This window comes from Sphingobium sp. TKS (assembly GCF_001563265.1).
GTDB lineage: Bacteria > Pseudomonadota > Alphaproteobacteria > Sphingomonadales > Sphingomonadaceae > Sphingobium.
Map to the genome: position 1 here is coordinate 2,635,219 of NZ_CP005083.1, position 12,491 is coordinate 2,647,709.

Annotated in this window: 11 protein-coding genes; 6 read left to right on the forward strand and 5 right to left on the reverse strand. The window is 63.1% G+C overall.

Annotation, left to right across the window (positions count from 1 at the left end):
• Positions 1–46 precede the first annotated feature (46 nt).
• Entirely contained in the window at positions 47–1,219 is a 1,173-nt protein-coding gene (locus tag K426_RS13185; protein WP_066557814.1) for an acetyl-CoA C-acetyltransferase, read from the forward strand.
• A 72-nt stretch (positions 1,220–1,291) separates the two neighbouring features.
• Here the strand turns inward: K426_RS13185 and alr are convergent, their stop codons facing one another.
• The 3 genes from alr to K426_RS13200 all read right to left on the reverse strand — a co-directional run bounded on the left by alr (position 1,292) and on the right by K426_RS13200 (position 5,030).
• Positions 1,292–2,338: an alanine racemase gene (gene alr, locus K426_RS13190; protein WP_066561756.1), complete on the reverse strand. Its 1,047-nt coding sequence runs from the start codon at positions 2,336–2,338 to the stop codon at positions 1,292–1,294.
• Positions 2,339–2,378: 40 nt separating this feature from the next.
• Entirely contained in the window at positions 2,379–3,971 is a 1,593-nt protein-coding gene (locus K426_RS13195; RefSeq protein ID WP_066557816.1) for an MFS transporter, read from the reverse strand.
• 162 nt (positions 3,972–4,133) lie between these two features.
• Entirely contained in the window at positions 4,134–5,030 is an 897-nt protein-coding gene (locus K426_RS13200) for a LysR family transcriptional regulator (RefSeq protein ID WP_066557817.1), read from the reverse strand.
• A 105-nt stretch (positions 5,031–5,135) separates the two neighbouring features.
• On the opposite strand from K426_RS13200, the gene K426_RS13205 reads away from it, so the two are divergent.
• Positions 5,136–5,921 carry an SDR family NAD(P)-dependent oxidoreductase gene (locus K426_RS13205; protein WP_066557818.1) on the forward strand — a complete coding sequence of 262 codons (786 nt, stop codon included), beginning with the start codon at positions 5,136–5,138 and terminating at the stop codon, positions 5,919–5,921.
• Between the two features lie 100 nt (positions 5,922–6,021).
• Positions 6,022–6,735, forward strand: coding sequence for a 2OG-Fe dioxygenase family protein (locus tag K426_RS13210; protein WP_066557820.1), 714 nt, complete (start codon positions 6,022–6,024; stop codon positions 6,733–6,735).
• Between the two features lie 52 nt (positions 6,736–6,787).
• On the opposite strand, the gene gor is transcribed toward K426_RS13210, so the two are convergent.
• Both gor and pgi read right to left on the reverse strand, forming a co-directional pair.
• The gene (gene gor, locus K426_RS13215; RefSeq protein WP_066557822.1) at positions 6,788–8,134 is read right to left on the reverse strand and encodes a glutathione-disulfide reductase; all 1,347 of its coding nucleotides are present in this window, start codon (positions 8,132–8,134) and stop codon (positions 6,788–6,790) included.
• Positions 8,135–8,201: 67 nt separating this feature from the next.
• Positions 8,202–9,707 carry a glucose-6-phosphate isomerase gene (gene pgi / locus K426_RS13220; RefSeq protein ID WP_066557824.1) on the reverse strand — a complete coding sequence of 502 codons (1,506 nt, stop codon included), beginning with the start codon at positions 9,705–9,707 and terminating at the stop codon, positions 8,202–8,204.
• Between the two features lie 236 nt (positions 9,708–9,943).
• On the opposite strand from pgi, the gene lepB reads away from it, so the two are divergent.
• From lepB to era, 3 genes are all read left to right on the forward strand, one after another.
• A complete protein-coding gene (gene lepB, locus K426_RS13225; RefSeq protein WP_066557827.1) occupies positions 9,944–10,765 on the forward strand; it encodes a signal peptidase I in 822 nt (273 codons plus the stop codon).
• Complete coding sequence (gene rnc, locus K426_RS13230) at positions 10,762–11,433, forward strand: ribonuclease III (protein WP_176392448.1); 672 nt, start codon at positions 10,762–10,764, stop codon at positions 11,431–11,433. Before lepB ends, rnc begins: the two co-directional genes overlap by 4 nt.
• Positions 11,434–11,527: 94 nt before the next feature.
• Positions 11,528–12,436, forward strand: a complete 909-nt coding sequence (gene era, locus K426_RS13235; protein ID WP_066557836.1) for a GTPase Era — start codon at positions 11,528–11,530, stop codon at positions 12,434–12,436.
• Positions 12,437–12,491: the final 55 nt, after the last annotated feature.

A 12,491-nucleotide genomic window follows, 5' to 3' on the forward strand; every position in this document is an offset into this window, starting at 1 on the left:
TGTGCACCCGCGAAAACAATCACCACCGGAACTGAGGATCAAGGCTTTGTCAGACATCGTCATTACCGCCGCCAAGCGTACCGCCGTCGGCAGCTTCATGGGCGCTTTCGGATCGACCCCCGCGCATGAGCTGGGCCGCACCGCCATCGTCGCCGCTCTCGCCCAGGCAGGCGTCGCGCCGGATGAAGTCGACGAAGTCATATTGGGCCAGGTTCTGACCGCGGCGCAGGGCCAGAACCCCGCCCGCCAAGCCGCCGTCAACGCCGGCATCCCGGTCGAGCGGACCGCCATCGGCCTCAACCAGCTTTGCGGTTCGGGCTTGCGCGCGGTTGCGCTCGCAGCGCAGGCGATCCGCGCCGGGGACGCCCGCATCATGGTCGCGGGCGGTCAGGAAAGCATGTCGCTGGCGCCCCATGCCCAATATCTGCGCGGCGGCGCGAAAATGGGGCCGATCTCCTTCATCGACACGATGACGCATGACGGCCTGACCGACGCCTTCAACAATTATCACATGGGCATCACGGCGGAAAATCTGGCCGAGAAATATCAGATCAGCCGCGAGGCGCAGGACGAATTCGCCGTCGCCAGCCAGAACAAGGCCGAAGCCGCCCGCGCATCGGGCCGCTTCAAGGATGAGATCGTTCCCGTAACGATCAAGGGCCGCAAGGGCGACACCATCGTCGACGCCGACGAATATATCCGCGCCGGCGCCACGCTGGAAGCGATGCAGAGCCTGCGCCCGGCCTTCAAGAAGGACGGCACGGTCACTGCCGCCAATGCCAGCGGCATCAACGACGGCGCCGCCGCTCTCGTCCTGATGAGCGCCGAGGAAGCCGCCAGGCGCAACGCCCCCGTGCTGGCGCGCATCGCCGGCTTCGCGACCTGCGGCGTCGATCCGTCGATCATGGGCATCGGCCCGGCTCCCGCGAGCCGTGGCGCACTGGCCAAGGCGGGCTGGTCGCTGGCCGATCTGGACCTGATCGAAGCCAATGAAGCCTTCGCCGCGCAGGCGCTGGCCGTGGGGCAGGAACTGGGTTGGGATCCGTCCAAGGTCAATGTGAACGGCGGCGCGATCGCCATCGGTCATCCGATCGGCGCTTCGGGCGCCCGCGTCCTCACCACCCTGCTCTACGAAATGCAGAAGCGCGACGCCAAGAAGGGTCTTGCGACCCTGTGCATCGGCGGCGGCATGGGCGTGGCCATGTGCGTCGAGCGCTGAGCAAGCAGTAAACGAATAAAAGGGCTGCCGATCCCATTCCGGACCGGCGGCCTTTTTTGCGCCTGGACTCAATCAGCGCCAGATGCGATCGAAACGCGCGCCCAGCCCGGTCAGCAACTCATATTGCGACAGCCCCGAAACCGCAGCCGCTTCCACCAACGCATAGTCGACGCTCAGCCAATCTCCTTCCGCGACGTCAGGCAGAGCGGAAACGTCAACAGCCGTCAGATCCATGGAGACCCGGCCAACAACCGGCAAATGTTTGCCGTCAATGGCCATGGAACCGCGCCCCGAAAACCCCCGCAAATAGCCGTCGGCATAGCCAAGGTTCAGCACCGCGATCTCCATGTCAACCGCTGCGCGATGGGTCGCATTATAACCGATAGTGTCACCCGCCCGCACGCGGCGGCGTTGCAGCACCTGCGCTTCGGGAAACACGACCTGCCCGATCTGCCCGGCAGCTTCCTCTCGCGGCACTCCGCCATAAAGCGCAATCCCCGGCCGCGTCATGTCGAACGCAAAAGCGGTCCCGAGGCAAATGCCCGCACTGTTCGCCAGGCTATAACGCGCCGCCCCCACATCGCCGCGCAACGCCACAAACCGCTCCAACTGGATCTGACTGAGCGGCACATCCTCGTCGGCGGAAGCCAGATGGCTGAGCAATGTCGCCACCTCCAGCCCCGCGACCTGCGCCGAAACATCGCCACGCCAATCCAGCCCCAGCCGGTTCATTCCGGTATCGACCATGACATCGCAAGGCCCGCCGCCAGCCTGCTTCCAGCGCGCAATCTGCCCTTCGGTGCACAGCACCGGCCGGGCGCGCGACGCCAGCGCAACGGCCATGTCCTCCTCCCGCACGCCATGCAGCACGGAAAGCGACACGCCATCGCCTATCAACAGCTCCAGCACGACAGCCTCGGCCCAATTGGACACGAAGAAGTCCCGGCATCCCGCATCCAGCAAACGCCGCATAACCGCCTCGCTGCCCAGACCATAGCCATTCGCCTTGATCGCGGCGCCACAGGCCGCCGGACCGCTTTGCCGCTTTAACCAACGCCAATTGGCGAGCAGCGCGTCCCCATCCAAACGCAAACGCAGCGGTGCAGAAAAATCAATCATCACATTGGGGATAGCGCTCCACGACATCAGCGTCGAGGCATCAGGCATTCATCTCGGCTCCATGCGTTTCCGGCAAGGCGATGATGCAGGTCAGCAGGGCGACCGCCACCACCGCGATCGTATACCATAGACCCGCATAGGGATCGCCCGTCCGCGCCACGATATATTGGCTGACCAGCGGCAGAAACCCGCCGAAATAGCCGGTCCCGATATGATAGGGGATGGACAGCGAACTATAGCGTATCCGCGCCGGGAAATATTCCGACAGCAGCGCCGCGACCGGACCATAGGTCGCCCCTGACAGCGTCCAGAGCAGCAGCAGCCCCAGGAACAGCAGCAGGGCGCGGGACCAGTCAGGCGTCACGACAGCCGAATCATATCCCCCCGCATGCAAGGCCGCATCCAGCCCCTCCGCACTCAGGTCCGTGACCGCCATGGGACCGATGTTGACCGAAGGTGCCGCCGCCTCCCGCTTTTCATAGGCGATGCCCCGCTTGGAAAAATGGTCGAGCAGTTTGCCGCAGGCGGTCGGCTGAATCTTGGCAAAGGGGTCGAAGCTGCAATCGGGACCGCTCACGATCACCGGCGCGCGCTGCGCTGCCTGATAGAGGGCCGGGTTCGCCACGCTTCCCATGAAGTGATAAAGCGGCATGATCAGCACCAGCACCAGCGCATAGCCGATGACGATCGGCTTCTTCCGACCCACCCGGTCGGACAGCCAGCCAAAGAAGATGAAGGCCGCGACGCCTGCAAAGGCGCTGCCGCCCACCAGCAATTGCGCCATGCCCGGCGCGACATGCAGTCCGTTTTGCAGGAAATAAAGCGCCTGGAACATGACGGTGTAGGCGATGACGGTAAAGCCCGCGGCAATGCCGATCATCGCCACCAGCATCCGCCGCTTGTTGCCGGGATAGGTGAAGGCCTCCTTCAGCGGGTTGCGCGACTGGCCGCCCGCCGCCTTCATCGCCGTGAAGACCGGGCTTTCGCGCAACATCAGCCGCATCCAGAGCGAGATCGCGAGCAGCGCCAGCGAAAATATGAAGGGCAGACGCCATCCCCAATCGTCCCACACCGCCTTGCCGACGATCCATTGCGTTCCCACCACGACGATCAGCGACAGGATGAAGCCGCCGATCACCCCCGCCTGGATGAAGCTGGTGAAAAAGCCCCTTCGGCCAGGCGGCGCATGTTCCGCGACATAAATCGCCGCGCCGCCATATTCCCCACCCAGCGCCAACCCTTGCGCGATCCGCAGCAGGATCAGGATGACCGGCGCCGCCATGCCGATGCTCGCGGCAGATGGGGTCAGGCCGACGCCCGCCGTCGCCGCACCCATCAGGACGATGGTGGCGAGGAAGGTATATTTGCGCCCCAGCCTGTCGCCCAGATAGCCGAAAAGCGCAGCACCCAGCGGGCGGAACCCGAACCCGATGGCAAAGCCCGCCAGCGAATAGAGCAGTTCGACGGTAGGATTGTCGGTCGGGAAAAATGTCCGCCCGATGATCGGCGCAAGCACGCCATAGATGTAGAAATCATACCATTCGAACACTGTGCCGAGCGCGGACGCGCTAATCACCAGCCGGTCCCGCCTGGCGTCCATCACATAGCCGGTACCGACCGCGCCTCCACTCATCCCGCCCCCTGTTCGCCCACCTCAATCGGAAATGCTTCTAAAGAAGTACCGAAGTCCGACAAGCGGGATAACAAATATCAGGCGATAGGGATGGATTGGGGACATTTCGCAGGAACACGTATCGCCTGGTGAGTGCAATTGGCCATTTCCAACCACTCCATTTCAGGCCGTAAACTCCAACGCCTCGTCCAGAAAGTCGAGAAAAGCCCGCACTCGCGCTCCCAGCCGGTCCTGCGCGGAATAAAGCGCGTGGATATCCTCGCCATCCCCCGCGCTATAATCCCCCAGCACCTCGACCAATCGCCCATGCAGCAAATCACCCGCGATATGAAAGCGCCCATGCCGCGCAATCCCGCCTCCCGCGATCGCCATCAGCCGCACGACCTCACCGGAATTGCCGAAGAACCGGCCCTGAACCGGCCGCTGCACCGTCCGCGCGCCGATCCGGAACGGCCAGCTATCCACCGCCCGGCGAAAGCTGAACTGCAGGCAATCATGCCCGTCCAGATCCTCCGGCGTCCGCGGCGTTCCCCGCGCCGCCAGATAGGCAGGGCTGGCGACCAGCACCATGCGGCTATGCCCCAGCTTCTTCGCCCGCAATCGCGTATCGCGCAAAGGCCCGATCCGAATGGCGATGTCGGCCCGCTCCTCCACCATATCGACCACCGCATCGGACAGCGCCAGATCGACGGCCACCGCCGGATGACGCGCCAGAAATTGCGGCAGGATCGGCAGCAGGCAGTGATTGCCGAAGGACACTGACGCATTGACCCGCAAAAGCCCTCGCGGCCCCTGCTCCTCCTGACCCAGCCCGCTTTCGACATCGGCCATTTCCGCCATCAGCGCCGTCATCCGATCGCGATAGGCGGCGCCCTCCATCGTCAGCGCCAGCGAACGCGTCGTCCGCCGCAGCAAGGTAACGCCAAGCCGCTGCTCCAGCCGTCCGATGCTCCGGCTGACGGCGGATGGAGTGAGCCGCAATATCTTTGCGGCGGAAGCGAAGCTGCCCTCCCGCGCCACGGCCAGAAATGTCTCGATATCCCCGAAGCGATTATCCATGACCCATCCATGATTTTAAATCACTTCTATTATGATGACCGTCATTCTAATCATCAATGCATGCTTCGCTTATTTCTGCGTTCACCACGAACGCAGGAGTACCCCATGGACCTGAAACTCGCCGGAAAGACCGCCCTCGTCACCGGATCGACCGCCGGCATCGGCTTCGCCATCGCCAAGCGCCTTGCTGAAGAAGGCGTGGAAGTCGTCATCACTGGCCGCAACCAAACCAAGCTGGACGAGGCGGCTGCGCAAATTGGCCAGGCCGGTAAGGTCCGTCCCATCCTGGCCGACCCCGCCACGGCGGAGGGCGCTGCCGCCCTCATCGAAGCCGCGCCGGACATCGACATCCTGGTCAACAATCTGGGTATTTACGAAGCCAAGCCCTTCACAGAAATCTCCGACGAGGACTGGCATCATTTCTTTGAGGTCAATGTCGTCAGCGGCGCCCGCCTCGCTCGCCACTATTTCCCCCGCATGATCGAGAAGAATTGGGGCCGCATCATCTTCATCGCCAGCGAAAGCGCGCTGCTGCCCCCCGGCGAGATGATCCATTACGGCATGACAAAGACCGCCCAGCTCGCCATTTCCCGCGGCCTTGCCGAACAGACGCGCGGTACCGGCGTCACGGTCAATTCGGTCATGCCGGGGCCGACCCGTTCGGAGGGGATCGTCGACTTCATCCAGTCGGTGGTCGACAACAAGGATGCGCCGGAAGCCGAGCGCGAGGCCGAATTCTTCCAGAAGCTGCGCCCGCTGTCCCTCATCCGCCGCCTGATCGAAGCGGATGAAATCGGATCGATGGTCGCCTATCTCGCCAGCCCGCTCGCCGCCGTCACCAACGGCGCCGCGATCCGGGCGGAGGGTGGGATCGTTCCGACCATTGCTTGAAGTTCGGGCGCCTGAAGTTCGGGCGCCTGACCTTCCTGGCAATCCTGCTTGCGGGAACTGGCCCTGTCGCTCGTCCCTCTCTCCGGATAAGGAAAGATGGATGAGCGACACGGACATTCTGACGGACATAGCACTCGGGCACGAACTGGAGGGCGCCGGTTATGCCCGCCTGTCCGGCTCCGACCTGTTCGATCGTCTCGCGATCCAGTCCGCCGATTGGGCCGCATTCGGCCAAAGCTGGGACGATCTCGGCCCCGACCTCTATATGGCGGATGGGGGCCGCTACCGCCGCCGCCGTCACGCGACTTTCGCTTGCGAGCATGGCGGCTTCACGCGCAAGCCCCATCAGCCGCATTTTCAGAGCCGCGACTATAATCCCTTGAATGGCGATGTGCAGCGTTGGTTCGATCCCGTCGGGCAAAGCACGATAGACAATGCCGTGATGCAGTCGATCTTCGCCTTCTGCGCTCGCAGCTTCCCCCTGGCAGGACGGCAGCATGTCGAACTCCACCAGTTCCGCATCGAAGCGGGCACCGGCGAACTGGGCCGCCCCACACCTGAAGGCATGCATCGCGACGGCGTGGAATGGGTCTTCGTGATGCTGGTCGAACGCCGCAACGTCCGCGAAGGCGTCACCCGCATCGGCACGCCGGAGGGCAAGGAATTGGGCGAATTCACCCTCGCCCGCCCCGGTGATGCGGTGCTGATCGACGACCATCGCATCATGCACGGCGTCACCGAAATTCATGCGGTCGACCCGGCGCAACCCGCCTGGCGCGACGCGCTCGTCCTCACCTTTGTAGCCGACCGCTGATCCGTTCGCCTGGAGCGAAATCGAAAACGCTATCCCGATTTCGCCCGGAAGCTTATTTCAACAGCACCAGTTCCTCGGCCATGCTCGGATGCAGGGCGACCGTGTCGTCGAATTCCTGCTTGGTCAGCCCAGCCTTCACCGCAATGGCAGCCGCCTGCAATATCTCCGGCGCATCCGGCCCGATCATGTGCAGCCCGACCACACGATTGGTCGTCGCATCCACCACCATCTTGTACAGCGCCCGCTCGTCCCGCCCGGCCAGCACATTCTTCATCGGCCGGAAATCGGAGGTATAGACCTTCACCGTCCCAAGCTTGTTCTTCGCCTGCGCCTCGGTCATGCCGACGCCCGCCAGGGGCGGATGGCTGAACACGGCGGAAGGCACGCAGTTATAATCCACGGTCCGCGGATTATCCCCGAACACCGTGTCCGCAAAGGCATGGCCCTCACGGATCGCCACCGGCGTCAGTTGCAGCCTGTCCGTGACATCGCCCACCGCATAGATGCTCTCGCAGCTCGTCCGGCTATAGTCATCGACCTTGATCGCGCCCTTCTCGTTGAGCTCGACCCCGGCATTTTCCAGCCCCAGCCCATCGACATGCGGCTGGCGCCCGGTCGCGAAGACCAGCAGGTCACAGGCCACCGGATCGCCGCTCTTGAAACGGACGCAGAGCGTGCCGTCCTCATTCTTCTCGATCTTCTCCATCTCGGCGTTGAAGCGGAAATTGATCCCCTTCATCGTCGAAATCTGGAGCAGCCGGTCGCGAATCTGCTCGTCATAACCGCGCAGCAGCGTGTTCGATCGGTTCACGATCGTCACATGGCTGCCGAACTGGTGGAATATGCCCGCAAATTCATTGGCGATATAGCCGCCACCCACGATCACAATCCGCTTGGGGCATTCCTCCAGATGGAAGACTTCGTTGGAAGTGACGCCATGCTCGGCGCCCTCGATCTCCGGGACGATCGGCCATGCGCCGGTCGAGACAAGGATATATTTCGCGCTGATCTCCCGCCCGCTGGCAAGCTTGACGCCATGCGGCCCGGTGATCGTCGCCCGCTCCGGGATCAGCTCGACCTTATGGCTGTCGAGCGTGTTCTTGTAGAGGCCCTCCAGCCGGTCCACATCAGCGAGCACATTGTCGCGCAACGTGGTCCATTCAAAATCGCAATCCGGCACATTCCAGCCGAAACGCCGCGCATCCTTCAGATCCTCGGCAAAATGCGCGCCGTAGATGAGGAGCTTCTTGGGCACGCAACCGCGAATGACGCAGGTGCCGCCGACGCGATATTCCTCCGCCACCGCGACCTTCGCCCCATGGGCCGCAGCCACGCGGGAAGCCCGAACGCCGCCCGATCCCGCGCCGATGACGAAAAGGTCGAAGTCGTAGTCGCTCATATATCTCTCCGCTGGATCGCGCTCGCATATGGAGGCTAGCCAGCGGAGTTACAAATGAGATTTGCGCTTATACGCCGCCAAGCGCGAGATCGATCAAGGCCATGGTCGAGGGATCAAAGCCCTTCGGCCCTTCCGCCTCGATGGACCTGGCGATTTCCTTACCCAGCTCGACGCCGAACTGATCGAAGGGATTGATCCCCATCAGCACCGCATTGGCGAAGGTCCGATGTTCATAGAAGGCGATCAGCGCGCCCAGAGCCTCCGGCGTGACATCGTCCAGCAGGATCGTGGTCGAAGGCCGGTTGCCCGGATAGGCCCGCGCCGGATCGGCCGCATTGTCCTTGCCCCGCAGCAAGGCCGCGCCCTGCGCGAAGCAGTTGACCAGCAATGCCCGGTGATGCGCCGGATCAAGCGCATGGCCCGGATCGATGGAGGCGATGAACTCGACCGGCGCCAGGATCGTGCCCTGATGCAGCAACTGGAACACCGCATGCTGCGCATCGGTACCCACGCCGCCCCAGGTGATCGCCGCCGTCGGCCCATCGACAGGTTGACCATCGCGCGTCACGCTCTTGCCGTTGCTCTCCATTTCGAGCTGCTGGAGATAGGAGGGCAGCAGCCGCAACCGCTCGTCATAGGCGAACAAGGCCCGCGTCTGGCAACCCAGAACCCGCGTATAATATTGGTCGACAAAGGCCGCGATGAGCGGCGCATTGGCCTTCGGCTCCGCCAGACGGAAATGCCGGTCCATCGCCGCCGCGCCTTCCAGCAGGCTCTCGAAAGCGTCCCAACCCAGCGCCAGAGCCGCCGGAAACCCGATCGAAGACCAGAGCGAATAACGCCCCCCCACGCTTTCCGCAAAGGGCAACACCCGCGTTTCATCGACGCCCCACTCGATCGCCTTTTCCGGCGAGGCGGTCAGCGCGATCACTCGGCCATAGGGATCATCCACCCCGGCCTCGACCATCCAGTTGATCGCGCTCGCGGCGTTCAGCATGGTTTCGGTGGTCGTGAACGTCTTGGAGGCCACGGCGATCAGCGTCGCCTCCGGATCGAAACGCGAAATCGCCCGCTCCAGCGCGGTGCCGTCGACATTCGACACGATGGCGACGTCATAGCGCGCACCATCGCCGCCCAGCGCATCGATGATCAGGTCCGGCCCCAGAGCCGACCCGCCAATGCCGATATGCAGAATATGCCGGATCGGTCCCAGCGCATCGCCTTCGATGGCGTCGATCAGCGCCCGCATCCGGGCATGGAACATCTTGGCCCGCGCCACGCTGTCGGCATTGCCCTCGCCGCGCTCGGCGGGATGCTCGGCGGCGCGGCCCTCGGTGTTGTTGACCGCCTCCCCCGCGAACAGCGCGTCACGCTGCGCGGCAAAGCCCTTTTCCTCGGCCAGCTTCAGAAAGCCGTCGAGCAGCGCATCCGTCAGATGCGTCTTCGACCAATCGAAGCGGATCGGCCCTTGGGTCAGAGTGAACTTGCTCAGCCGGTCGGGATCGGTGGTGAAGATGGACTTGAGATCGGCCTGGGGAAGAGCCGCAAGCGCTGCCAGTGCAGGGCTGGACATTGGGGAATATCCTTCATTCATTTGCCGTTGATCGATACCGACGCTGCACCTGTCGATTCTTGCCCATCCTAGCCAAGTCGTTCCGCTATTGCACCGTTCAGGCAGAAAAATCAGGTCGTGAAGGTCCATCAAGTGATGATCGCTTGGTCTCTAGCGCGCTTGACGGCGGCTTTACGAACCCGCAAAAGCCGCGACGGCCTGTTTTCAGGGCGAATTGAAGGAAAAGACGACCAAGCATGAGCGCAAAATCCGAAACGCGGGATTTCCTCTGGTTTCTCGCAAAGCTGGCGGTGTTCGTCTTCATCCTGCGAAGCTTCATCGTTTCGCCCTTCAACATCCCGTCGGAATCGATGCAGCCGCGCCTGTTGATCGGGGACTATCTGCTGGTGGCGAAATGGCCCTATGGCTATTCGCGCTACTCGCTGCCCTTCGGCATTCCGCTGATCCCCGGCCGCATCCTTGCCTCGACGCCCCAGCGCGGCGACGTGGTGGTGTTCAAGGCGCCGCCGAACCAGAAGAACGACTATATCAAGCGCGTCATCGGCTTGCCGGGCGACATGATCTCCGTGCGCAGCGGCACCGTCTACCTGAATGGTCAGGCCATTCCAAAGCAGAAGGTGGCGGACCTCGTCATTCCCGTCACGCCCAATATGGAAGACGCGGCCGCCAAGGAAGGCAGCCCCTCCCCCTGCTATCGCCCGAAGTTCGAGGAGGTCGTGTCCAGCGGCCGTCAGTGCCGTTACCCGCAATATCGCGAGACGCTTCCGGGCGGCAAAAGCTACAATGTCCTCGATCTGGTGCCGGACGGCGCGGCTGACGACCGCGACACGGTGGTGGTGCCCGAAGGCCATCTCTTCATGATGGGCGACAATCGCGACCGCAGCGCCGACAGCCGCTTCCCGGCGGTCGACGGCGGCGGCATCGGCCTTGTCCCGGAGGAAAATCTGGTCGGCAAGGCGATGATTTCCGTCTTCTCCACCGATGGCAGCGCCAACTGGCTGCTCCCCTGGACCTGGTTCACCGCGGCGCGCTGGAGCCGAATTGGGGAAGGATTTTGACCAAAGCCGACACGGATGGCTGGCTCAAGGCGCTGATCGGCCGCGCGCCGAAAGACCCCGTCGCCTTTAACCAGGCGCTGACCCATGGCAGCGCCAATGCGACCAATTACGAGCGGCTGGAATTTCTCGGAGACCGCATTCTCGGTCTATTGATCGCTGAATGGGTCTATGACCGCTTTTCAAGCGAACCGGAAGGCAAGCTCTCCCGCCGCTTCAACGCCCTCGTTTCGGGCGAAACCTGTGCCGAGGTAGCCCGGTCTGCCGGAGTTCCAACCCATCTCGTCCTTGGCAAGCAAGCCCGGGACGATGGCGCGACCGACAGCGACAATGTGCTGGGCGACGTCATGGAAGCGCTGATCGGCGCTCTCTACCTCGAAGGGGGTCTTGAAGAAGCCCGCACCCTTGTCCGCCGTCTCTGGGGCGATCGTGTCGACACGCAGGCGACCGCGCCCAAACATCCCAAGTCCACACTTCAGGAATGGGCCGCCGCCAACAAGCGCAAGCCCCCCGAATATGCGCTGACCGACCGATCCGGCCCGCACCATGCGCTGAAGTTCACCGTAACGGTCTCGATCAAGGGCGCGGGCGAAGCGAGCGCGACGGGCGGCTCGAAGCAGGAGGCCGAAACCGCCGCTGCCAAGGCGCTGTTGGATAAGCTGGCAGAATAACCGCATTTTTATGCTATGACGTGCGCCTGCGAAGGCACTGGTCTCGTTCCAGTGCCTTCGCAGGCGCACATTGGACGATCCAAATGGAGTTAGTTTGACAACCGATCTCGATAATCAGCACTGCGGCGTCATCGCCATTGTCGGCGCCCCGAATGCGGGCAAATCCACGTTGGTGAACGCCCTTGTCGGCCAGAAGGTGGCGATCACAAGCCCCAAGGCACAGACGACCCGTACCCGCGTCATGGGCGTGGCGATCGAGGGCGACACGCAGATGGTGCTGGTCGACACCCCCGGCATTTTCGCGCCCAAGCGCCGCCTCGACCGCGCCATGGTGCAGGCGGCATGGGGTGGAGCTCAGGGCGCTGACCTGATCGCGCTGGTCGTCGATGGGAAGGCGGGCCTGGGCGCGAAGATGGAACCCATCATCAACGCTCTGGCCGCCCGGCCGGAGAAGAAGTGGCTGATCCTCAACAAGGTCGATATCGCCATCAAGGAAAAGCTGCTGGTCCATACCCAGCGGCTCTACGAACAGCTCGACATAGCCGAGACTTTCTTCGTTTCCGCCGCGACCGGCGATGGCCTGCCCGAGCTGAAAAGCGCCTTCGCCAAAACCATGCCGGAAGGCCCTTGGCACTTCCCGGAGGATCAGGTGTCCGACGCCACCGACCGCATGCTGGCGGCGGAGATCACGCGTGAGCAGCTCTATCACCAGCTTCACGCCGAACTTCCCTATGCCGCCGCCGTCGACACGGAAAAATATAGCGAACGCGAGGATGGTTCAGTCGAAATCCACCAACAGATCCTGGTCGGCCGGTCCAGCCAGCGCGCCATCGTGCTCGGCAAGGGCGGCCAGCGTCTCAAGGAAATCGGCTCAAAGGCCCGCGCCGAATTGGCGAACCTGCTGGGCGTCAAGGTCCACCTCTACCTCCACGTCAAGGTGAAGGAAGACTGGGAGGACGACCGGTTCATCTACCGGGATATCGGGCTGGACTGGGTGGAGTAGGGCGCCCAATCAATCAAACCCCAATTAATCAAACCATCGTCATCCCCGCGAAAGC

Excerpts from the sequence above, each read along its gene's own strand:
- K426_RS13195 (WP_066557816.1), bottom strand. The coding sequence starts at position 3,971 with ATGAGTGGAGGCGCGGTCGGTACCGGCTATGTGATGGACGCCAGGCGG.
- gor (WP_066557822.1), bottom strand. The coding sequence starts at position 8,134 with ATGAGCGACTACGACTTCGACCTTTTCGTCATCGGCGCGGGATCGGGC.
- K426_RS13205 (WP_066557818.1), top strand. The coding sequence starts at position 5,136 with ATGGACCTGAAACTCGCCGGAAAGACCGCCCTCGTCACCGGATCGACC.
- pgi (WP_066557824.1), bottom strand. The coding sequence starts at position 9,707 with ATGTCCAGCCCTGCACTGGCAGCGCTTGCGGCTCTTCCCCAGGCCGAT.
- K426_RS13210 (WP_066557820.1), top strand. The coding sequence starts at position 6,022 with ATGAGCGACACGGACATTCTGACGGACATAGCACTCGGGCACGAACTG.
- K426_RS13200 (WP_066557817.1), bottom strand. The coding sequence starts at position 5,030 with ATGGATAATCGCTTCGGGGATATCGAGACATTTCTGGCCGTGGCGCGG.
- alr (WP_066561756.1), bottom strand. The coding sequence starts at position 2,338 with ATGATTGATTTTTCTGCACCGCTGCGTTTGCGTTTGGATGGGGACGCG.
- lepB (WP_066557827.1), top strand. The coding sequence starts at position 9,944 with ATGAGCGCAAAATCCGAAACGCGGGATTTCCTCTGGTTTCTCGCAAAG.